This window comes from Vulcanisaeta sp. EB80, from assembly GCF_002078205.2.
This window is the reverse complement of the sequence record NZ_LCWN02000033.1, coordinates 1-22178: the sequence shown is the minus strand read 5'-3', so window position 1 is coordinate 22178 and position 22178 is coordinate 1. Positions and strand designations below refer to the sequence as shown.

Annotated in this window: 26 protein-coding genes, 1 tRNA gene and 1 pseudogene; 10 read left to right on the top strand and 18 right to left on the bottom strand. The window is 46.5% G+C overall.

Annotation, left to right across the window (positions count from 1 at the left end; genetic code table 11):
- On the bottom strand, positions 1 to 427 hold a 427-nt coding region (locus B7L70_RS07110; RefSeq protein ID WP_143701578.1), incomplete at its 3' end, for an HAD family hydrolase.
- 99 nt (positions 428 to 526) lie between these two features.
- On the opposite strand from B7L70_RS07110, the gene B7L70_RS07105 reads away from it, so the two are divergent.
- Positions 527 to 1543 carry a substrate-binding domain-containing protein gene (locus B7L70_RS07105; protein WP_081227177.1) on the top strand — a complete coding sequence of 339 codons (1017 nt, stop codon included), beginning with the start codon at positions 527 to 529 and terminating at the stop codon, positions 1541 to 1543.
- Here B7L70_RS07105 and B7L70_RS07100 read toward each other — a convergent pair.
- The 5 genes from B7L70_RS07100 to B7L70_RS07080 form a co-directional block, all read right to left on the bottom strand.
- A complete protein-coding gene (locus tag B7L70_RS07100; RefSeq protein ID WP_255408851.1) occupies positions 1531 to 2322 on the bottom strand; it encodes an ATP/GTP-binding protein in 792 nt (263 codons plus the stop codon). The two genes, B7L70_RS07105 and B7L70_RS07100, sit on opposite strands and share 13 nt — an antisense overlap.
- 22 nt (positions 2323 to 2344) lie before the next feature.
- Positions 2345 to 2884 carry an MFS transporter gene (locus B7L70_RS07095; protein WP_238376150.1) on the bottom strand — a complete coding sequence of 180 codons (540 nt, stop codon included), beginning with the start codon at positions 2882 to 2884 and terminating at the stop codon, positions 2345 to 2347.
- A 14-nt stretch (positions 2885 to 2898) separates the two neighbouring features.
- A complete protein-coding gene (locus B7L70_RS07090) occupies positions 2899 to 3486 on the bottom strand; it encodes an MFS transporter (RefSeq protein ID WP_081227174.1) in 588 nt (195 codons plus the stop codon).
- Positions 3487 to 3522: 36 nt separating this feature from the next.
- Positions 3523 to 5001, bottom strand: a complete 1479-nt coding sequence (locus B7L70_RS07085; protein ID WP_081227173.1) for a hypothetical protein — start codon at positions 4999 to 5001, stop codon at positions 3523 to 3525.
- A gap of 135 nt (positions 5002 to 5136) precedes the next feature.
- A complete protein-coding gene (locus B7L70_RS07080; protein WP_081227172.1) occupies positions 5137 to 5751 on the bottom strand; it encodes a hypothetical protein in 615 nt (204 codons plus the stop codon).
- A 242-nt stretch (positions 5752 to 5993) separates the two neighbouring features.
- Here B7L70_RS07080 and B7L70_RS07075 point away from each other — a divergent pair, with 242 nt between their 5' ends.
- The 3 genes from B7L70_RS07075 to B7L70_RS07065 all read left to right on the top strand — a co-directional run bounded on the left by B7L70_RS07075 (position 5994) and on the right by B7L70_RS07065 (position 7772).
- Positions 5994 to 6944 (top strand): hypothetical protein, encoded by a 951-nt coding sequence (locus B7L70_RS07075; protein WP_081227180.1) that lies wholly within the window; start codon positions 5994 to 5996, stop codon positions 6942 to 6944.
- 119 nt (positions 6945 to 7063) lie between these two features.
- Positions 7064 to 7185, top strand: a tRNA-Ala gene (locus B7L70_RS13405).
- Positions 7186 to 7499: 314 nt separating this feature from the next.
- Complete coding sequence (locus B7L70_RS07065; protein WP_238376149.1) at positions 7500 to 7772, top strand: amino acid-binding protein; 273 nt, start codon at positions 7500 to 7502, stop codon at positions 7770 to 7772.
- Positions 7773 to 7778: 6 nt separating this feature from the next.
- On the opposite strand, the gene B7L70_RS07060 is transcribed toward B7L70_RS07065, so the two are convergent.
- From B7L70_RS07060 to B7L70_RS07040, 5 genes are all read right to left on the bottom strand, one after another.
- A complete protein-coding gene (locus B7L70_RS07060; protein WP_238376148.1) occupies positions 7779 to 8483 on the bottom strand; it encodes a GNAT family N-acetyltransferase in 705 nt (234 codons plus the stop codon).
- Between the two features lie 7 nt (positions 8484 to 8490).
- Complete coding sequence (locus tag B7L70_RS07055; protein ID WP_081227171.1) at positions 8491 to 9213, bottom strand: CoA-transferase subunit beta; 723 nt, start codon at positions 9211 to 9213, stop codon at positions 8491 to 8493.
- Positions 9197 to 10021 (bottom strand): CoA transferase subunit A, encoded by an 825-nt coding sequence (locus B7L70_RS07050; RefSeq protein WP_081227170.1) that lies wholly within the window; start codon positions 10019 to 10021, stop codon positions 9197 to 9199. Before B7L70_RS07050 ends, B7L70_RS07055 begins: the two co-directional genes overlap by 17 nt.
- Positions 10022 to 10095: 74 nt before the next feature.
- On the bottom strand, positions 10096 to 10374 hold the full coding sequence (locus tag B7L70_RS07045; RefSeq protein WP_081227169.1) for a MoaD/ThiS family protein: 279 nt from the start codon (positions 10372 to 10374) through the stop codon (positions 10096 to 10098).
- Positions 10375 to 10376: 2 nt separating this feature from the next.
- Positions 10377 to 10616, bottom strand: a complete 240-nt coding sequence (locus tag B7L70_RS07040; protein WP_081227168.1) for a hypothetical protein — start codon at positions 10614 to 10616, stop codon at positions 10377 to 10379.
- 79 nt (positions 10617 to 10695) lie between these two features.
- Between B7L70_RS07040 and B7L70_RS07035 the strand changes: the two genes are divergently transcribed.
- Positions 10696 to 11163 carry an NUDIX hydrolase gene (locus B7L70_RS07035; protein WP_081227167.1) on the top strand — a complete coding sequence of 156 codons (468 nt, stop codon included), beginning with the start codon at positions 10696 to 10698 and terminating at the stop codon, positions 11161 to 11163.
- Here B7L70_RS07035 and B7L70_RS07030 read toward each other — a convergent pair.
- The gene (locus B7L70_RS07030; protein ID WP_081227166.1) at positions 11153 to 11428 is read right to left on the bottom strand and encodes an acylphosphatase; all 276 of its coding nucleotides are present in this window, start codon (positions 11426 to 11428) and stop codon (positions 11153 to 11155) included. The genes B7L70_RS07035 and B7L70_RS07030 overlap by 11 nt on opposite strands.
- Positions 11429 to 11481: 53 nt before the next feature.
- On the opposite strand from B7L70_RS07030, the gene B7L70_RS07025 reads away from it, so the two are divergent.
- A complete protein-coding gene (locus tag B7L70_RS07025) occupies positions 11482 to 13122 on the top strand; it encodes a serine/threonine-protein kinase (RefSeq protein ID WP_238376147.1) in 1641 nt (546 codons plus the stop codon).
- A gap of 17 nt (positions 13123 to 13139) precedes the next feature.
- Here B7L70_RS07025 and B7L70_RS07020 read toward each other — a convergent pair whose 3' ends face one another.
- Both B7L70_RS07020 and B7L70_RS07015 read right to left on the bottom strand, forming a co-directional pair.
- Positions 13140 to 13553, bottom strand: coding sequence for an FHA domain-containing protein (locus tag B7L70_RS07020; protein WP_081227165.1), 414 nt, complete (start codon positions 13551 to 13553; stop codon positions 13140 to 13142).
- Positions 13554 to 13831: 278 nt separating this feature from the next.
- Positions 13832 to 14113, bottom strand: a pseudogene (locus B7L70_RS07015) (30S ribosomal protein S26e); the annotation flags it as partial.
- Between the two features lie 128 nt (positions 14114 to 14241).
- Between B7L70_RS07015 and amrS the strand changes: the two are divergent.
- The gene (gene amrS / locus B7L70_RS07010) at positions 14242 to 15387 is read left to right on the top strand and encodes an AmmeMemoRadiSam system radical SAM enzyme (protein WP_081227163.1); all 1146 of its coding nucleotides are present in this window, start codon (positions 14242 to 14244) and stop codon (positions 15385 to 15387) included.
- On the opposite strand, the gene B7L70_RS07005 is transcribed toward amrS, so the two are convergent.
- Entirely contained in the window at positions 15384 to 15782 is a 399-nt protein-coding gene (locus B7L70_RS07005; RefSeq protein ID WP_081227162.1) for a hypothetical protein, read from the bottom strand. The genes amrS and B7L70_RS07005 overlap by 4 nt on opposite strands.
- Before the next feature lie 141 nt (positions 15783 to 15923).
- Complete coding sequence (locus B7L70_RS07000; RefSeq protein WP_081227161.1) at positions 15924 to 17696, bottom strand: molybdopterin-dependent oxidoreductase; 1773 nt, start codon at positions 17694 to 17696, stop codon at positions 15924 to 15926.
- A 63-nt stretch (positions 17697 to 17759) separates the two neighbouring features.
- Here B7L70_RS07000 and B7L70_RS06995 point away from each other — a divergent pair, with 63 nt between their 5' ends.
- Positions 17760 to 18896 (top strand): FAD-binding oxidoreductase, encoded by a 1137-nt coding sequence (locus B7L70_RS06995; RefSeq protein ID WP_081227160.1) that lies wholly within the window; start codon positions 17760 to 17762, stop codon positions 18894 to 18896.
- Here B7L70_RS06995 and B7L70_RS06990 read toward each other — a convergent pair.
- The gene (locus B7L70_RS06990) at positions 18893 to 19684 is read right to left on the bottom strand and encodes an amidohydrolase (RefSeq protein ID WP_081227159.1); all 792 of its coding nucleotides are present in this window, start codon (positions 19682 to 19684) and stop codon (positions 18893 to 18895) included. The two genes, B7L70_RS06995 and B7L70_RS06990, sit on opposite strands and share 4 nt — an antisense overlap.
- A 190-nt stretch (positions 19685 to 19874) precedes the next feature.
- Here B7L70_RS06990 and B7L70_RS13400 point away from each other — a divergent pair, with 190 nt between their 5' ends.
- A complete protein-coding gene (locus B7L70_RS13400; RefSeq protein ID WP_162009125.1) occupies positions 19875 to 20039 on the top strand; it encodes a hypothetical protein in 165 nt (54 codons plus the stop codon).
- Positions 20011 to 21114, top strand: coding sequence for a zinc ribbon domain-containing protein (locus tag B7L70_RS06985; protein ID WP_081227158.1), 1104 nt, complete (start codon positions 20011 to 20013; stop codon positions 21112 to 21114). The genes B7L70_RS13400 and B7L70_RS06985 overlap by 29 nt, the downstream gene beginning before the upstream one ends.
- 154 nt (positions 21115 to 21268) lie before the next feature.
- Here the strand turns inward: B7L70_RS06985 and B7L70_RS06980 are convergent, their stop codons facing one another.
- Complete coding sequence (locus tag B7L70_RS06980) at positions 21269 to 22102, bottom strand: amidohydrolase (protein ID WP_238376146.1); 834 nt, start codon at positions 22100 to 22102, stop codon at positions 21269 to 21271.
- Positions 22103 to 22178: the final 76 nt, after the last annotated feature.

Genomic DNA, 22178 nt, shown 5'->3' with positions numbered 1-22178 from the left:
ATTTGTCGTGCCCAGGTCCTAAATCACCAAGCGATACGCAACCCTCTATTAACTCCTTAAAACCATAGTGTTTAAGTTCATCATCCATGCGCCAGCACTCCAACTCCCTACCTGTTGCTATCATAAGTCTCTTACCCATGTTGCGGAGCGTGCGTAAGGCATCCAGTGCGCCAGGGAATACCTCGCCATAACTTCTCCTATTTATGTACTCTAACCAACAATTATGCCAGAACCAGTAATTCCTGGATAAATCATGCAGAACCTCACTTAGTGATGGATCTCTATAGTAAATATTCAATAAGTGATTCGTATCATCGCTTATCACTACGCCATACCTAGCGGCGCAATCCCTTAGTACGGCTAGGAACCTGGGTAGTGTATTAACGAGCGTCATATCTAGATCTAGTATTAATGCCTTGATGACCATAAGGGAGTATGTCTAATCCATGACTAATTAATAAACCATTCTGTATAGGGCGAGGGCAATGTATATTAAATTCCCAGCTAATTACTTAATGCGATATCTGTGGGTAGGCTCAGGTATAGGCTTGAGGTGGCCCTTGAGAGGGATGGTAAGGTTGTCATGGACAATATAACCGCTAGGCTCCTTGAGGCGCTTGAGAAGAGGGGATCATTGCTCTCTGCCGTTAAGGATCTTGGTATTCCCTACTCAAGGGCTTGGGAGTTAATAAATAGGCTGGAGAGTGGGGTGGAGGCTAAGGTTGTGAAACCCAGGAGGGGTTATAGGGGTGGTATGGCATTAACGGATGAAGGGAGGGATCTACTGAATAGGTACAGGTCAATAACCCAGAGGTATGTGTGGAATCCCAACGGTTCAGTTTGCGATACCGTTTACGCGGGTAGTGATGATTGCTTGGTTAGGGATGTGATTGAGGATATGAGGAATGAGGGCTATTGCATAGACGCGTATTGGGTTGGATCAATGGGTGGACTCAATATGGTGACCCTGGGACTAGCCGATATTGCCGGGATACACCTGGTCGACCCATCAAGTGGTGAGTACAATGTGCCCTACATAAGCTCGTTCGGTGTCTGGGATGGTGTGGTACTCATAAGGGGTTACCTGAGGCTCTTGGGCATAGTTCATAGACCTCACCTAAGCATTAGTGATATCACCGACATACTGGGCCTTAAGATGGTTAATAGGAACCCGGGATCGGGCACTAGGTTAGTGATTGAGTTGCTACTTAATGGTATTGCGGCGCAAACGGGCTATAGTGTCGATGAGTTGAGGAGGAACATTAGGGGTTATAATGATGTGGTTAAGACCCATGTGGAGGTCACCGAGAAGATTGTTAGGGGTATTGCGGATTACGGCATTGCAACGGCAGGTCAGGCATTAACCATGGGATTAACCACAAGACCATTAGCCCTCGAGGAGTTCGATATAGTGGTGGCTAAGTCAAGCATTAACAAACCGACGGTTAGGGAGTTCATACGCAGAATAAGTAAGGTGAGCCCAAGACCTGGCTATGTGATGCTTAGGAGCACTGGTGAGGTTTACACGCCCTATTCTAGGTAGTCATAATCGCTACCGCCAACATAGATATTATGAAGGATCCTATATAGCGCATCGAGGCCTTCGCCAGTCTTCGCACTTACTGGTATTGGCTTGGGCATAGTGCCCACGGCCGTCAGAACATCCGTAATCCTCACACTTAAGTCAGACTCCAACTTATTGGCCTGACTGGATAGGAGTGTTTCCCTGAGTAGGTCTGTCTCCTCACTCCACTCGAGGATCTCATCAAGCGTTGACCTATCTAGTAAGTCGACCTTATTCATTACGTTGACCTGGGGCAGGTTAAACCTAAACTGGGTTGATAAGGCGAGCAGCATGGATGACACGTAACCACTGGGTGTTTGGGCCTGGGTCGCATCTATTACGAAGACTACAGCCGACCTATCCATGCTAAGCCTATTTATGAGAAGTGAACCAACACTCCTAAACGCGAACAACTCCATCTGCCCTGGCGTGTCCACAAGCACGTAGTTGGCACCTATGTCCATGACCTGGCTCTTTATCTCCTGAGCCCTAACCGCGAGCATGTCTATGGCAGCTATTATAGAACCATTAGGCCCAAGCTTGTACTTCCTCATTAACTCCCTCGCAGAAACAACGTCCCTAATGTCTATGTCGGGTATGTAAGGTACGTATTCAGCAGCTGGATCTAAATTAACAATAGCTACATCATACTGGTTATTCTCAAGCCACTCGGCAAAACTATTGACAAGGGTGGTCTTGCCTGATCCTGCCGTACCTACTATGAATACGGTGAACATCCTCCCACAAATGAAATTCATGGAATTGCTAATAAAATCTTTACTAAACGCCGATATATAACGTGGAAACCAAAGCCCTAGCCGCCGCATCACCAAGAAGAAGATACCTAATACTAGGCCTCAACCCAACATAGTTCGAAACCAAAGCCACCAAGGCACCACCCATTAGGGACCCAATGAACGTCCCTATGCCGTAAAATAGATTGTAGAGGCTAACCGCGGTTTTCCTATCCTCAGAATTATCGTAAACAAAGGATATGTACGCTATGTTAGACGCGGAGTTTGTGAAACCCGCTATCGTGTTTGCTAGGTATATCACGTACACATTTGGCGTCAGGGCGTAGGATAATGGGAATGTCACGAGCAATAACCTTCCCAAGAACATTACCAACTTCCTATTCTTATCGAATAATTTACCCACATGCCTCTGTAGGATTACTGTGGAGACGCCACTGATTACATTGACTATGGCCAATTGCTCCACGCTCATACTAAGCAGATACACCTGGGCGAGTGGGAATAACGGCCATGCGAAGCTCCACACTATTGCAAACAGCGTATTTATCAATAAGAACCTCCTCAATCTCCCATTATTTATTAGCTATCCAATGGACCTCTCGCACCCAATAGTGTCGACGGTGATTCTAGATCTATTGACCTGAGTGCCCATATGTTGACGGCATTGATTAAAATGAGAAAACCGCTCACGAGAAATACGTAGCGCATCAAGGCGTAGTTACTACCGACTATGAAGCCCGTAACCAACGTAGCTGCTAGGCTACCTATGGAGCCGTAGAACGCGTATGTTGCTAAAACCCTGCCTCTACTACCCCTACTTAATCTTTCCAGTATTATCAACCAGGCAAAGGAGTTCATACCACCAATTATCGTTATGGCTATGTAGGTTACCACATACAATAGTGGGTTTCCGTAGGCTACCAGGGCCATTACTAGCCATAGAATCGCGAGGAGTAATGTGGAGGACTTTAGTAGGGATTCAACACTCCTTATTCTCCTCAGTGGTAATTGAACAACACCACTAAAGAATGAAGATGCCGATGAGACGATGCCCACACCAATACTGGGCACGCCTATGATTGTGGCTAGGAAGCTTATAAATGGGGATACCAATCCATTGGCTAGGTTCTGGAATAGAATATAATTCCTCAATCTACTATGTACCATTCAGCAACCAATTATTCGTTCCATATAAAAACCATTCTAGGAATAACCGATCACACTCAACTTCTCAATAAACCAATCCCAAACATACCTACCAACTCCCGAATACAGCAATAAGACGTACACCAACAATGAGATTGCCAATTCCACGAGTAATGCGATCAATGTTAACTCAATACTTACATGAAGGTACTGCCAAACGAAGATTGGAGTTAACAATAAGCCAGCCAATACCGTGACAACAATACCACTGAACGCACCGCTCACACTAAACCTAATTGGCCTATAATCAAGCATTAAATCCCTCGTTTGTGGTAGGTTTGTTAGTATCATTAATAGCCAGGACAGGGGCACCATGAGTGGTGGATACGCGATCAACGGGACTATGATCATGATGGTGACAACTTCATGAAATAAATAGTATATGAGTGCGTTAACTAAGATCCAGGGTAGCGTAACCAGGTAGGTTATCAACAACCTGGATCCCATCCTTAACCTAATATAGTCAATATGGGCAACACCCGAAGTAAAGTTGATCCAAGGCCTCTCAAAAGTCAATGTGCTACCAAGTATTAGGGACGCCATTAGTATTACATAGAATGAGACGTAGTATATGAGGAAACTCACCAACTCAGGGTGGTCATTCCTCACAATGAGGATTCCGTACATGACCGCGAATAACGTGGATAATAACACGGACACGAGTAAGCCATTTAACCTAACGGGTATGGGAACCCTCCTGCTAGATTGTTGACCATACATGGACGTTATGAAGACCGCGTAAAATCTACTACCAACGTTGTCGAATAACGCCCTGTAGCTTCCAACCACGTGATCCTGATGAAGACCGTATATGTTCACTGAAATCTCCCTGGCAAACCTACGTAGGTGCATCACCATGGCTAGGGATACCATGGATAGGGCAATTGTGTACTGCGGTAAGGGCTCTATCGCACTGAATAAGACATTGGCATTTATATTGAGCAGTGTTGTTACAATGAGGTATACCGTAAACACCGCAATTATTATCGCCCTAAACCGCATAGCCAAGACATGCAGGTAGAGGAGCAGCCCCGACATTATGAAGCTTATCAGGGATACATTGATTATGTAAAGCGGTATTAGTAACAAAGGGTTGATCATGATTAGATGTAATGAGTAGTAGATCGTTAACGCCAAAATAAGCAGTAGTATATACACACCATCACCAGCAACCTTCATCATCACGAAAGAGCCAGGATCCCACCCCGTGGTGAATACAAACTCAATCTCAGAACGACTAAAGTAGGTTGGCATGAAGAATACGGTAATTACCATCATTAACACGATAACTAAGTCGAGGAATAAAACCAGGACCATGTACCTGCTAACACTAAGGAGGGGGTTGACCACGTAGGTGTTGTCCACGGAGATTACGTCTACGACCTCGATGATTACCGTGAAGAGCAGCACCAATAGGAACCAGGCACTATACCTCTGCTTCATGTATAGGTAGAAAAGCCTGAGGTACCTGCTCACGAGAATTCACAGACACCACCCCTATTAAACATTCAGCCTCAAATCAGCCCGGGTTCTCCGCATCATCGATCAACCTGGTCCAGTATTCATCACCCAATATGCAACCATGAAGCCCAAAAATAAAGCTTTTAGCGATCACTTAACCATCATGAGGTATACAAAGTCGCTCATGAATAGGGCTAGGGCGAATAGGGATACCGCGAAGATCGCAATGTCGATCACCGACAGCACCAATGAGTAGAGGGACATCGCTAACAATGGCATGGAGTAAATGAGGGCACTGAGTTGACCAACATCAAATTGCCTCTTACGTGCCCTAACGTACATGATTATGACCTCCACGAACAAAACTGCGGTGGAAACTAAATTCATCGTGAGCACAAGCTGCATCAGGCTTATTGGCAGCAAAGCGATAGCAATGGAGACAATCAGTAGGTCTAGGTCTAGGTCGTAAACGTCGAGAGACCTAACAACCCTCTTCCTAACCCTATTAAAGAAGACCCTACCACCAACCGTCAAACCAAGCACAGTCACGTAGGATAGGTAAGCCTTGGGCCAAGGGAAAGGCGTGATGAGCGTAAGAACCACAGCACCAACACCCACGAGGTAGAGCGGCATAAGGTAATTCAGCCTCTCCCTAATGTACACAAACCTATAATCAACACTGAACCTTAAGGATGATGCAAACTCCATAATAACCCAGGACAAACCAACCAAACCAAAACTAGCACCAAGAAGCCACAGACCCATCAAGAATGAAGACAAGGAATAGGCCACAAAAACCTAACCGTCTCTCAGGAGACGGTAGAGGCTTGTTGTCTCCACCGTCTCCTTCTCGACGGTCTCCCTGGGGCCGCTCACCGTAGTGGCTTGCCAACGGTCGCCAGGGGTTCCTCGCCCTACGGGTCTCGGGACTCCAGGGATACAGTTAGGTTTTGTCTTTGGCGAAACAGCAGCAGGTCTTGCCTGGTAACAAGATTGGTTGGGTGAATATGTTTAGGAGCATTGCCTATGGAATTGTTCCGAATCGTAGGTATGCCGACGGCGTTGTGACTCTGGTGATGGGTGTTTACGAATCATGTAGGGCTTTGGGTGTTGATTTCAGGGGTGTTGAGTTGGGTGATTGGCTCATGTTTCAACAGAGCGAGTTGGAGTATCCAAATAGGAACATTACCTTGAAGTCAAACCATGAGTTTCACATAACAACAAATAGGTATGATGGGTCGATTGGTAGGGTTGTTATAAAGCCCACAATACCCAAGATTTACAAGGCATTACTTGATGCAACCATTACGGAGCATGTTGAGTACATGGGTAGGGTTGTGATTGACGGTGTTGGTGTTAGGAATAACCGGCTCTGGATCCACGGTGAGGTTCATATGACGGTACCGCTGGATGTTTACTATGAGCACATGGTTAGATATAGACGAAATAATGGTAAGCTCATTGGTGGCGTTGATGTTAATACCGATAGGATTAACCTGGCGATTATTAACGATGACGGTGAACTCATCGACCACAGGACGTTCTGGTTTAGCGAGGTAACTACACGAGGCTTCCCCAGGCACAAGGCTTGGAGCATAATCGGCATGAGGATTCATGAATTACTAGATTACGCTTATCGCCACGGTGTTAAGACCTTGTTCCTAGAGAACCCGGAGGTTCTTGGCAGGTTAAAGCTAGTGTGGATTAAGAGAGGTGATAGGGGTCATGAGAATTACAACCACAAGGTCATGGTTTTCAGGAGCTCAATCATTGAGAAGATAGCCCTAAAGGCACCGCTATACAGCATTGAGGTCAAATACGTAAGCCCAAGGGGGACAACGAACTCAGAGGAGCACGACGAGTTAATGAGGAAGTATAGACTGGATAGACACACAGCATCAGCATACCTAACAGCCCTACGGGGCCTAATCACCAACGGTAATAAACACTACGAATAATCATGAAAACCTAACCCCAATAATTAACGAGACACCCAAGCAAGACCTGCCATCCCCTAATCAACACACCATCAGCCACCAACAAAAAACTTAAATCCCAAACAAACAGCGATAAATACGGGCCGGTAGTCTAGCCTGGAAGGATGCCCAGGGACGAACGTCCCGCATAGGCTTGGCGAACCGTCTGCTCAAGGTAACAGATCGCGGGAGATCCCGGGTTCAAATCCCGGCCGGTCCACCATTGTAGGATATCCTCAATAGTTTTATACCTTGTTAATGTGTCACGAATTTCTCCGATAAATTGCAACGTCATATAATGTATTAACTTTCTTATCTAACGAACAGCCTAAACTAACGCCGTAAAACCCGCCAAGGGGTGTTCCCGAGACTCTCATAACTTGGCTCTCAGGGTTGGGGTTGGGTTTCATTTACTTTATTTTGAGGAATTAATTGAAATATCAACATTGCGTGTGTGGTTTGTGAGCTCGAGTACTGGGGCTAATTTCCTGAGAATGGTTGAGGATATGCAGATTTACTAAACTGTATGATTTAGCCATGACGATACAGGGAGGTGTCTTCATAATACACATAGCTATGCCTAATGAGCCGGGTACCCTGGGCAAGGTTTTAACTACGATCGAGGCGGCCACAGGGCTTAATTTATTGTTGGCGTATGCTTATGGATGGCCTGGAGAAGCCATAGGCTACGCATTACTGGTGTACCCCGCAGAGGGTGGTGATGAAATGGGTAAGAAACTTGTTGAAGCGTCAAGGAGTGCAGGTGCGATAATACTTGGTGCCTATAAAATCGAGAATAAAATGCTGTGAACTCAATCATAGAGCTAGTTCATAAACAATATACATGCCGAAGTACTCCTCAAAATCGCCGCGTTCGGTGGCCAGCATCTCCATCCTAACCGGTGACGTGGGTTTCCCAACAGAGAAGCCTCCATTGAACCCCACACCTCCATTACTAATATAGACCTCCCTAGTCATTGATAGGACATAGTCAACATCAGCCCTCGTGCAAACCCAATGATTAACCGTACTGCAGAAGTAGCCATTGGTTTTATCCAGCGCCTCCTCAACAAACCTCTTGATCTCATCACGATCCGTCACACGAAGTGCTGGGGATCCCCTCGTAATTCCTCCATATACATTAAGCACAGGCCTAAAACTGAGTTTACGTGCTAGTCCATGGCTGGCATTATTCCATTCAGCAATCATCAACATTGCGTACCTGGCACCTCCTGCCTTAGCGAGGTCCAGCGCGTAATTTGTTAATGCCGTACCCACGCCATGCCTCCTATAGGTCGATTTTACCCTAAGACCCTCAAGCCAAGCAACGCCCGTTGGTAGTAATACCAGGTTTATCACACCAACAACCTCCTCATTAACTAGGGCTACATAGGCTGTGCCATCCCTAACCCACCCATCAATTACCCTAGGTACATAATCGCCCCAGGGAAATGTGTTCATTGTGAAACTGATTATCTGGGGGACGTCAGACTCCACGGCTTTCCTAATGACTATATTCACCTAAGTTTCACCTTGATCTTACGTTATTGGGATCCCACTTATTTAACAATCTCACCTCATCCTCCGTAACTGGTTCAAGAATTGTCACGGGCTCTCTAATCCTAGGCCTAAATCCCATGTTATTAATGACATCATCGATTGTAGACCCCGGCAATAACCCCACCAACACCAACTCGCCAATGCTATTGTCGAATTCGAATAAAGCCTTTGGCGTACAAATCGATAATTTAGGCCCATTCACCGTGGGGCCTGGAGCTGTTATGAAATCAACCCTCTCCACAAGCGTTCTGCTCGAGTGCTCCTTCAACCACATAATAATCCTACGGGCCCTCCTGCACAGATACGCCGCAGCGGCACCACCGGGTAGCCTAACCCTGGGTTTCTCGTAATTACCGATTACCGAGAGGTTCATGTTACCCCTACGATCAACCTGGGCCGCGGAGAAGAACATTACATCAAGGAGCCCGCGCCTTGCTAAATCAAACACGTCCAGGCTTGTTACGATACCCCTGCCACCAATGAATACATTCGGGTCACCCGATGAGGGTGTTATTGATACGTCGACTGGCTCGTAAATCTCCGCCACATTTAGGAATGTTATTTCGCGACCCCAATACCTGGCAAGCATTACAGCAAGTACCGCTGGTACTGAGGCTAAACCTGTGTAAACAATGTCACCATCCCTCAACTGCTGAGCCATGCACTTAATCACATCATCCATCCCAGGCATTCTCAAACACCTTGAGCACATCATTAATGCCAAGACCAGCCTTAACAGAGTCAAAGTACCTCTTTATAATGCCGTAATCGGCCCCATAACGCCCATACATCGATGTTGGCCAGGCACCTCTCGGTGCGTGAACAACAGCGGTCACCAGGAAACCTGGTATTGTTAGCCTTTCGGGATTCTCCCTGAAATAGTCCTCGGGTACCAACTCCTCAACCGTGACTATGACCTTCCTGGAGGCTTGCACCTTCAACAGATCTTCATACTTAGGACCTAGCAATTCTACGTTACCTTTCTCATCAGCCCTATGCGCATGTATTATCGCTACGTCAGGCCTTATGGCTTTAACGACCACCAACTCCTCACCGCTAAATGGATCCTTAATAATACTCCATAAACCTCTCTTTACATTTAGCTTCACTAAGTCACTCTCTAGAGTTATTCCTGAGGGCATGAATGGGAGTCCATAGGCGCCAGCCCTTAATCCACTCATAACGCCCTCGCACACATCCTCTATGAACTCAACCTCCCCGTTCTCAACCATCCTCCTAAAGCCGGGTGCTATTCCAAAATGCTCGAAGGTCACCATGGCAGCCCTAATCCTCTTAACCCTGCCTGATATGGTTAATAGGTCGAAGGCAAGGCCTGGCTCCCTATCGATCAATGCCAGGTCCCTCTTATTGGATTTCGCTATTGCCAATGCCATAGCCATCGGGTTTCTGTGGAAGCTCATACCACCAATCGCTATTTCATCTCCATCATTTATCAGGTCAAGAGCCTCGGAAATACCTAATAATTTCCCCCTACGCATTAGAGTTAGTAAATTATAAGGAAATAATTAAGCCTTTAGTTAGGTCCCACAATTTAGACGCTATGGTTTATACGTTAGGAAATGAAGGCTTTTGGCGCTATCAAGACCTCATCACCATCATGAAGAGCGGTATTTAGTTCATTGAGCCAATGAATATCCCTCCCATTGACTATGACTATGTAATTCTCGTTGAGCTCATCATTACGAAGCAGTAATTTCAAAATGGCATTATTTAATGAACCAAGACGTAGTATTAAGTCTTTCACGGTGGAATTTTCTGGTAAGCTCACATTCAATATCTCAGCGCCAATCAATTCATGGAGATCCGCCGAGAGAATTACCTTAACTAACATAGTCAGGAACACACGGAGTCCACAAACGCCTTCGCCAAATCCCTAGCCCTATCTATGGAATTCGTCTCCTCAATACAGGCATTCTCCTCATCCTTCATGTAAACCAGGTACTTACCACCAACATCGTAGATCATGGCCCTACCAAAGCAGTTCTCCTCAATCAACGTCTGGTAAGCCTCAAGAGGCTCCTTATCACCCAAACCATCAACAATGCTCCTCACCCTATCGTTATTGCACTCCATACGAGAATTAGGGGTTGTTAAGCCTTTTAAATATAATGCGAGTTAGTACTTAAATTATTAATGTTGAGGGTTTATCACCGTGAGCCGTGAATACCCACGCTATCCCCTGGTTGGTGTTGGGGCCATAGTCATTAAGGACAACAAGATACTGCTCGTAAGAAGGGGTGCGGAACCAAATAGGGGTAAGTGGTCAATACCGGGTGGTATGGTTGAGGCTGGCGAGGATCCTAAGGATGCCGTACTTAGGGAGTTAATGGAAGAAACAGGTATTGTAGGTAGGGTGCTTGGTCTCTTTGGCATTTATCAATATGTGGAGCTGGACACCAAAGGCAGGGTTAAGTACCACTTCCTACTCATGGACTACCTAGTCGATCCCATTAGTGGTGAACCAAGAGCCTCGAGCGACGCCCTAGAGGTCAATTTCTTTAGCTTAAGTGAGGCGCTAAATCTCGACTTAACAGACACCGCAAGGCAGTTAGTCCAGGATTTATTGAGCTCAGGACCAAAGCCGTGTGGTGGTGGAATGATTAAGTACCCTAGTACCTAATTTCGAAGTCCTTAAACTCGTTCCTTGGTTCCTGGTCCTCAATCTCCATATCCTCAACTACGGCGCCTGGCGGTCCCCTCCTCACAATATTTATTAATTGTTCTACGGCTTCATCAAGTCCCTCAGCAACTATCTCAACGCTGTAGCCATCTTCGAGATTTCTGACGAAGCCCTTAACACCAAGTCTCCTCGCGTTTCGGTTCACGAATGATCTAAAGCCAATGCCTTGCACTAAGCCGTGAACTATTATGTGAACCCTCCTCATTTCGAAAACCCTTATTAAATTAGCCTTTTAAGTTGTGCTTAACGTGAGTGGTTGTGGACTTTAGTAAGGTGGTTAAGGCATTACCTGGAGTCATACTACTCATCAGTCTATTATTCATAATGAGAATTGGTATTCAATACGTCCTTTCTGTGGTTGCGTTATTTATTATTTCCTACGAATTATTTAGGAAATACCCACTCAAGGACTTGTGGTTATTGATACAGGTTATGGCTGAGGTCGTGATGGCAATATCCATGGTTTACCTGATAATAGCCACCGGCTTTTACGATGCGATAGCGGTATTCCTAGGTTTAATAGTATTAATGCTTTCCTTAAGGGTTGCGGATGTAAGGGCACTACTTGCGTTGTTGAGCATTTACGTGGCTTACCTGCTATATATGAGTTACGTGAACCCCATACCCACAGGTTTGTATATAATCGCTAATTCATTATTATTATTCATGTCCTCGTTCACTATAGCCATAAGAAATGTCGTAATCATGCATAGGATTGATTTTACTGAGGATGTACTTGATACTGTAATCACTTACCTGGGGGTCTCGCTACTCATACCGTCAGCATACACATTATTAGCCCTGAAGAATCCCTACCTTTACATTACGCTAGTTCCGGCGGTGGTTTCCGTGATGCCTATGGTTAAGAGGTATGCGGGCTATATCGCCATAGCATTAACACTACTAACGTTGATGTACGGCTTATATCCATTACTTAGGTTAACCTGGGTTAGTGTCGTAATCCTAGTATTAATATTCGTGGTGATGTACCTGAGACCTACTAGGTTAAGGTTCATTAGGGGTCTTAGGCCGCCGTTATCGTGGTTGGGCGCATGGCTCGGCGGTAAGTACCTGGTAGATAGTATTATTGCGATGGGCGGCTTTAGTTACGTCCTTAGGGGTAGGGATGAGTTGAACAGGGTTTACGCAATAAAGGTCCTTAAGGACAGGGACTTAAGGGGCAACCAGCTGGCTAGCGATATGAGGGTCCTCTCATCGTTCAAGAAGGAAATGAGTGAGTACCTACTGATTGATAGTCCATACATCGTTAAGGTGTTTGAGGTTCACATACCACCTGATGGGAAGATACCCTACAAGACCCTGGAGGATTACTTGGATGAGCCGCCATACGTGATTATGGAGTATATGGAGGGAGGCTCATTAAGGGATTTATTGAGAGAAAGGGGCCCGCTCAATCTCAGGGAGTTCCTTAAGATAGCCTACGCAATAACACTGGCCCTCTCCGAACTTCATAAGGCCAATATACTGCACCTGGACTTGAAACCCGAGAATATATTGTTTAAGGATAAGGATAGGAGGGTATTGAAGCTTGGTGATTTAGGGGCTGCTAAGATCATGGTTGGTGGTAAGTCCTACGTATCCCAATTCTCCATAGCCTACGCAGCGCCCGAGGTTAGTAAGGGTATTGCCGACGTGAGGTCTGACATATACTCCCTATCGTGCATCTTCTACGAAATGCTCACTGGAATAAACCCGCACCTTTATAGGCTGAGCAGTGGGCAATTGATTGTACCACCAATAAGCAATTACAGACCTGATGTACCGCCCGAGTTGGCTTCAATGATAATGAGAGGTCTTGAGGTAAATCCAAGCTTAAGACCTTCGAACACCGATGAGGTGCTCGCAGTGCTGAGTAGATTATTGCAAAGCCTTGGATGATGAAGAACCCTCCCTAATTAACCTGAGTCTGAGGATTCGCTTATCACTGATAACCTAATTACTGTGTAATAACCTAACCTAATAACGGTCTCATTACTAAACCTATACTCACTAATTCTCTTGAACTCATTACCATCAAGTACGTATGTACCGTTGGTACTGTTCAAATCCTTGATTAATAATTCATTACCAACCACAGTAATTACGACATGCTTTCTCGACACCGTTGGGTCCGGTATCACGACCACGTTCTCAGGACTCCTACCAAGAGTTATCTCCCTAATTATTGATAGATCGAACACGACCTTAAAATCCTTCATGAAATCCCTCGGGCTCTCCACAAAGGTTAACTCAAGCCTTGTGGGACCCCTTCTAATAGTTTCACTACTAGGAATTTCAACTCTCCTTGTTTCGTCCACACCAAATGCCATTACCTCATATTTGGATTTCACGGCTTAATAAGAGTTCCCTCTATGATACTGATGAACTAAGCCGTATAGATAGGTAACGATAGATGATGCGTTTACTTTACATTAGAGTGAGGTATGTTATTTACCTTACATATTAAATGTGGAGATAGGAGATATCGATTTTAGGACTTGGTTTGTGCTTCCTGACTACCGGGTTGTGTTGGCGGTGGTGACTGTGATTGAGCCGGCTTAGTTACTGGAGGTATTGTAGTGCCTTCTCTACGTACTGGCGACCTGGTAATGGTTACCTTCCTCTTCCTCTCATCCTCAGCCCTAACCTTCAGTATACCTAAGTAAATCGCGCAGTTTATGCAGTAGGTCTTGGTTACGTAGTACCTGGGCACAATGGCACCTTGCTTCTCCAACTCCCTAGCTAGGTCGGCAGGTACTGGTGAGTAGGGTACCGTAACCCTAACAGCCTTAGATCTAGGCACAAGCTTACCGCAATTGTCGCAATAGACCATTGGTTCTTTACCCTTATCGCCCTTATGACGCCCTCTGTTCTTCCTCTTCTTTGGCATACATTGCAACCAAACACGCACAGCTTAAAAAACATACCCCCACATAATCTCCATCATCAATCAAGGAGCCTTGCTTGAGTGTTCTCGTAAGGTTTTTAATTATTATTTTGAAGATCTCTAAGGGAGTAATGAAAGAGGCCACATTATACAGGGTATTGCCTGACGGGAAGGTTGAATGCACAGCATGCGCGAGGAGGTGCAAACTATCCGATGGGCAGTACGGTTTTTGCGGCGTTAGGTGGAACCTAGGAGGCAGGCTTTACCTCATGGTTTATGGAAAGATATCGGCAATCGCCGTAGACCCTATCGAGAAGAAACCCCTTTACCACTTTAATCCGGGCTCCATGGTCCTCTCCCTATCGACGTATGGCTGTAGCTGGGCTTGCCAATACTGCCAGAACTTCGATATTAGTCAACGTAGGGTTCTCGAGGGTTTTGAGGTAACTCCTGAGAAAATTGTTGAGTTGGCTGAGGATTATGGTGCTCAGGGTGTTACTTATACGTACAATGAACCGTCAATATTCATGGAGTTCGCACATGATGTGGGTGTGCTGGCTAGGAAGAGGGGGTTATTTAATACGTTCGTGACCAACGGGTACATGACTGATGAGGCCGTGGATCTACTTTCCAAGTTCCTTGATGCAGCCACGGTGGATTTCAAAGGTAATGCTGAACCAAAATTCCTTAGGAAATTCTCATTGGTCCCTGACCCAGAACCAATATTCCAAGCGCTCCTTGAAATGAAGCGTAAGGGTGTATTCATAGAGGTTACGGACCTAGTGGTGCCTGAAATAGGGGATAACCTGGAGTATGCACGTAGGTTGGCTAGGTGGATCGTGGATAACCTAGGGCCTGACACGCCAATACACTTCCTGAGGTTTCACCCAGACTATAAGGTGGATTACCTACCACCAACACCAATAAAGTCCTTGGAGGAGCACGCTAGGGTGGCTAAGGAGGAGGGTCTTAAGTACGTTTATGTCGGTAATGTGCCAGGACATCCGCTGGAAAACACGTACTGCCCTAACTGCGGTAGGGTCGTGATTAAGAGGAGGGGGTTCGATATACTCGAGGTCAACCTAACTGAGGATGGTAGGTGTAAGTTCTGTGGTGCCAAAATAAACATTGGCGGTAAGGTCCAGCCAACGTGGAGAATGAGTGACAGGTTTGCCTACGTCCCAATAGAGCTGTTGAGTAGGTATGTTAAGGTTACGAGGGAGCAGATAGAGGAGCTTAGGAGTAAGGTGCGTGTTAAGGTTCAGGGAAGTTCCTAAGGTATCCTCTTCACCCTAATTTTCCTTATGCACAATATTCTCCCTGATATGTGAGCCACCCCGTCACCCATCATTATAGTCACACCAGTGGCATCATCACCAAGATCTAGGTAGTTGATGGGAAGCGTTATACCAATAGTCCCAATACTCACTAAGACCTTGATCACGTACTCCCTATACTCACTATCCATGAGCATTACGATGAAGGTTGATGCGCGATCTGATGTATCATACTCCTTCCACCCCAATAACCAATAATCATTATCCCCAGTGTTTATGCTCCTTAATAGTGACACCAACTCATGATCATCAAAGCATCTACCCACAGACAAACCAAGTTTACTTAGGAAATTCCTAACCTCCTTAACCGAATTCCTCACTAGCTTAACGACCATTTCCACACCGTTAAGTAAATTAATTTAAAGCATAACCTTTAAAGTGACAATATACATATGATGATAAAGCCACCATGACTTAATTCATTAGTAAAGATATGTTGAAATAACTATAAATGACGTAGGATCTTTATCACTAGGCTATGTCGCAATAATCCTAACCTTGATACCATTTAATCTGGGCGTACCAGCGTACTTCCCCTTATATGGTTCAATAATGCCGTTTATAGGTTTGCCGTCAAGATCTACAAGACTATTCTTATAAATCAATGCCAAACCAGGTGGAATGCTTGGATCCTTTACGGCCCTAACTCTAACCATACCACGACTGGTCCTGAGCAGTAACACGCCTTCATGGTCGTGCGTATAGACAATCGGTTCCAGTTTACCGTATACCTCACGAAACTGGGTATTCGTATACAATGGATGCGATGTAAACACTAGATACACTTCGTTATTTTTAAGAGGCTCTGGTTCGATAGGGTTAGGTAGGGGCAGAGCATCCGGCTCCTCTGCAGGTAGGTGCTTGGGTTTCATTCGAACTATCTTCTTACTCCTCAATTCATCCAACGTGACACCAGCACCCCTTATTGCCGTATCAACCGCTTTCCACGGGTCCTCAGCAAGAAGTGGATGGTCTATACCTACCTCCTTGGCTATTAACCTCACAAGGTCCACCTCGGTAACACCTCTCAATGGCCTTATTGGTTCATTATATACCAGGTAATCATGCCAATAGCTATAAACCACGTCATACTTCTCGAGGAATGTTGGCGCTGGAATAACTACATCGGCAATCTTAGCCGTGTCTGACCAGAATGGGTCATGAACGATCAACGTGACCCTACCCTCCCTAACCGCCTCAATAAGCCTATCACCACCTGGCAATGTGATTGCTGGATTCTCATTCCAAACATACACAACACTAACCTCTCCTCGCTCGATATAGTCCCCGAATTCCGCCATGGGTATCACCCTGGATGACCTAGCCATGTGGAGACCACGTAAGTAGTCAAAGTCTATTCCCCAACCCAGGGAGTTCGAGTAGTAATAGCCCCTCTTTATACCGACTAGGGCTGGGATTAGCGATATTATGCCTATTGCATCACCACCATTTAAGGACCTGCCAAGGGCAAAGCCGATGAGAGTTATGGGTTTGCGTTCATGATACAGTTCCGCAAGCCAGGTAATATCATTAACGGATACACCGCTTACGCTAGCTATATAGTCAAGGGAGAAAACCTTAACGTAATTAGCCAATTCCTCAATATGCTTAACCTTACCCTCAACGAGACCCTTCTCTATCAAGACCTTGATTACGCCTATTGCGAGGAATACGTCCGTGCCAGGTCTAACAATGATTGCCCTATCAGACTTCCTCGCTGTATCACTAAGCCTAACGTCTATAGCCACCTTAAACTTCTTAACAAGCAACGCCCAAATATGCGGGGCCGAGATACTGGCTGGAAAGGCCCAGAGTACCACCGTATCGTACTTAAGGAAATCCTCAGGTAATGCGCCCATACTCGTGCCATAATGAGCCTTAATGGCTGCATGACCCTCTGAGGAGCATATGGATCTATCAGTTTGTGATGCACCAATCACATTGAATAACCTGTCTGGGTAATACCACGTTAGCAATCCCTGATTACCATCATAGTCTGTACGTAATATCCTGGCAGGATTTCTTTTCAACTCCTCCTTAAACAGCCTAGCCACATACCTAATCGCCTCCTCGACCCCAACCTCCCTACCATCGATATAAGCAGACAAAACCCTATTCCTCTCATTCCTAATCAAATCCGCCCTACCTCTGGCACATGTGAAACCATTTACTGGGAACAACCTCAATGGCTCATACTTCTCACCGAATATGCACGTATCGTAGCAATCCCTTGTACATGCGACAACCATACCCTAAGTGGGAAACAACATATCAGTTATAAAGTTGGCTTTAATGACAATAAAGGATGCATTATGCGTGAAGGATTTGACGTCGTTGTGGTTGGTGCCGGTTCTACGGGCTCTACAACAGCCTATTACCTAGCTAGGGAGGGTTTTAGGGTTTTGGTTGTTGACTCAAGGGGTGTTGCCCAGGGCATGACCGCCTACTCCCTTGGTTTAGTTAGGAGCTATTACACCAATGAGGACGTGGCTAGGATGTCGCATTATAGCCATGAGTTCTTCATGAACTTCAGCAAAGAATTTGGTGTTAACGTCTTCACAAAAACGGGGTTATTGGTCATAGGCAATAACGAGGCTAACATGCGTGCAATACACGACATGCTGAGGAAGATCGGCGCGAGGGTTAGGCTGATAGGCGGTGGTGAGATTAGGGAGTTGCTCGATGCTGAGGTTATGGATGGCGAGCTTGGCATTTATGAGGAGGATGCAGGCTATGCCGACACTGGGTTGTACACGAACACGATAATGAGGAGGGCTATGGAGTTAGGCGTCGAGTTTGTGATTGATGATGTCAGGGCGTTGATTAAAAACAACGAGGTACGTGGCATCGAGTTGGTGAAGAGCCATGATACTATAAGGGCTGAGTATTACGTGATAGCCACAGGCGTGTGGACGCCCAAGGTCCTGCCACAACTAAATCTGCCGATTAGGAACATCATAGAGAGGATTGTCAGGGTAGATACTGGTAGGCCCCTACCCAACGTGTTTGATTACGTGAATAACTTTTACATAAGGCCCGAGGGCTCCAGCAATGCCCTAATGGGCTTGTTGTACCCACCGGAGGATGTTTGGCAGGACCCAGACACGTTTAATCCATTGGCTCCACCATCCCTCGATTACTCGCTCGATGTTATGGAGAGAGCCGCCAAGCGCTTCCGCTGGTTTGAGGGGGCTAGGCTGATGGGCGGTTGGCAGGGGCTCTACGATGTGACGCCTGACTGGATGCCCATAATCGATGAGCCTATCAAAAAACTAATACTCTGCGTTGGCCTGAGTGGGCACGGCTTCAAGCTAGCACCCGCATTTGCACTCATGATAACAGAAATGATTAAGTATGGTGAGTCGAGGACGTTTAGGGACACATTCGCGCTGGATAGGTTTAGGATGGGCAGGTTGATTAGAGGCGTTAATGAGGTTGCGGCTTTCTAATCCGCAGGATACACCCTAACACCTCCAACGTAGGTTTCGAGAACCTTCATTTCCCTCAACTCCCTATCATCGACACCTAATGGGTCCTTATCGAGTACTATGAAGTCCGCTAGGTAACCAGGCTCCAGCCTACATACGTGATTCTCCTCATGGAGTAGGTACGCGGAACCACACGTGTATAGATGAAGCGCCTCTCTAACACTTAGGGTCTCATTCTCCGTATACCTTAGCAACTCAATGTTCTCATAGCGCCCCCTGGTCACTGCGGCATACACAGTCTCGAAGGGGTTCAATGGCTCGACTGGGGCGTCCGTACTGAAGCCAACCCTCGCACCGGCATTAACCAACGTCCTAAATGGGTAAACGTACCTAGCCCTCTCGACACCAACCCTATCAATAACCCACCAATCACTTACTACGAAATGCGGTTGAACAGCCACTGCCGCGCCCAGCCTACCGATCCTCCGTATTAAGTCCTCTCTAAGCACTGAGGCGTGCTCAATCCTATGCCTAAGCCTTGACGCGCCGCCTAAGCCCTCGTAAATACCCAGGATTAGGTCTATCGTTGCGTCCCCAATACCATGAATCGCTAATTGAAGACCGGCTTCATCACTCTCCCTAGCAATCCTTAACAGCGTGTCCTTATCGTAATTAAGCCTCCCAGAATTACCTGGCTCATCGTTGTACGGCCTGGAGAGCCACGCAGTCCTCGCGCCCAGGGATCCGTCAGCAATAACCTTGATACCGTTTATCCTAAGGTACCCATGCCCCGTTTCCCTGCATCCCAGCGACCCTAATCACCCGCTCATCCCTTGTCGGGACTTTGCCCCCATCCTTGGGGCATCAGTGTTCAGGTTGCCTCGGGGCTGGCTCCTGGTGGGGCGACTACCCCACTGGGACTGTTTAACCCTTATTTTGTCTGAGATTTAAGTCTTTCTTTCTCAGAAAGTTTTTTAAGCTATTACAGATTGTGCTTTTGTGGATTGTGTAGTCTATCTTGAGGGTAGTATAACCAAGGTAACGAGTAAGGATGTGGGCATATACATCAGTAGGGAGTACCAACCCAAAATCAAAGACCTACAAGGCAGAAGAGTGAAGATACTGGTGATAGTTGATGATTGCGGGGAGGGCGGTACTCATTAAACTGCCTAGGGACAAGTGCGATGTTGATTACATTAAGCGTTTAATGGCCCTCACGAACCTAGTCTACCGAGGATACGAGGTCTGGGTACCAGACATGCCCAGAACTATTGAACATCAACTCTATGGTTTCAGAGACTTTAAGGAAAGTTTAGTCTTTGGTGTTACACCGAAGAGGTGGTTCGCGAGAACGTGGATGCCGCTGAAGACACTGAGGGTTTATGGTGACGGCTCCATGAAGGGTGATAGGAAAGCACCTGTGGTTCTTGACTTTAGGGGCAGTGTCATTAGGTTGCGCCAGGTCTGCAAAAACGAGTCTGGCTACTCTATCGAACTCCCAATGCCCAGCTGGGTCGTTGATAGGATTAGGGAGGGCGGTGATGTGAGGTTCGCAATGATTGGTTTAAGAGACAACGAGCCTTATTTGGCTTTGGTGGCTGAGCGTGTGGTGGAGCCCTACGTGCCTAGTGGTTATAGGCTTGTTGTTGATGTGAATGTTTGGAGTAACGGTGTCGCCTACGGCATAGTTAATCCAAGCAATAGGATTGCGGAGTACTCACCATTGAGACCAAACCTTAGGCTTATTGATACGTGGTACCACAAGGCTGAGAAACTAAGTAAGGAATTGGGTAAGTTGAAGAGGTTGGGGTTGGGTTCAACCCCAGGGGCCAAAAGGTTGTGGAGGGAAATCAAGGCTTTGAGGAGGAAGGTCTACGCATACCTAAGGGACTTCGCACAAAAGAGGGTTCATGAGTTGGTAATGAAGGCCCTTAGGTTAAGAGCTGAGGTGTTGATTGACGACATGATTGAGGAGTCGAGGAGGGAGTTAATCGAGGAGAAGATACCAAGGGGCTTGAGGAAGGTTTACCTGGCCGAGACGAGGAGGTTCGTTAAGCTACTCACCACCCAACTACGGTGGTACGGCGTACCGTACGAGTTCAAGAGACTACCAAGCACAATATGCCCAGTATGCCATCACAAACTAACCCAAGAGGAAGGAAGGATCATGGTTTGTGAAAACTGTGGGTTCAAAGCGCCCAGGGACAAGGTGCCCATGCACTGGGCAGTAAGACTCTGATTAATTATACGAGCACCAGCCGAGGAAAATCGCATCAAAAACACCATTTTTTACTCCAAGTCACGGAGGTTAGCCAGAGGTATACCGGCGGTAAACCAGAGGTTAACCACCCCAACCCCTCTTGTGAATGAAACAAAAAACTTAATAATTTCAATTACACGATTTCAACCACATACGCATGCGAATGAGGAGTAGGACGGAGCAGTGACTCGGGGAGGACTCCGTGATCCTCAGGGTTTAGGTAAATCCTAACCCTTATGGGCAACGCACCGAGCTTGCTCTCGAGATTCACTAGGGCTTGGAGGCTTCTTAGATTGACCGAGACGAAGCCTATCGTAGTAACTCCAAGGGATGCTGCATACCTCATGGCGCTCAGTATGAAATCCTCATAATCGCTCACGGTGTACGACTCATTAATCAGCTCCCTAACCCTGTCCAGGGTCCTCTCCACTACAACTCCCGTCGGCTCACCCCTCTCGTCTCTAACGACGTCCGGGTCCCTCGAGTTCAGTAGGCCGGACAATTCAAGGGCCTTCGTGTTCAGGACAGCAGCATGACCACAAACCCTCACTAAAGCAACAGGCCTATCGTTAATCACGGAGTCCAGGTCGAACCTGCTCGGCCACCTACCCTCCCTAAATAATTCCTGATCCCAACCACGCCCATAGACCCAGCGAGTCCTAACCCTGTCTGCATACTCCCTAAGCCTCCTCTTCAACTCCTCTATACTATCGACACCGCGTAGATCGAGTGAGTTGAGGCTGATGCCTAGTGAGTCTAGGTGCGCGTGGGAGTCAATGAAGCCGGGCATTACAACCCTACCCCTTAGGTCAATGACATTAAGCCCAAGCGTATCGGCAATCCTCAGGGCCTTATCCTCACTACCGACATACGCAACCCTACCATTAACAACAACCAGAGAGTCAGCCCTGACCAATGGCTCGAAGGATGAATAAACAACACCACCAACAAAAACAAAGCCAACCATCACAACCAAAACCACCCAGCAATAAATTAAATGCTTATCGACTTAGTATCACGATATACGGCATAGAAGTACTAGC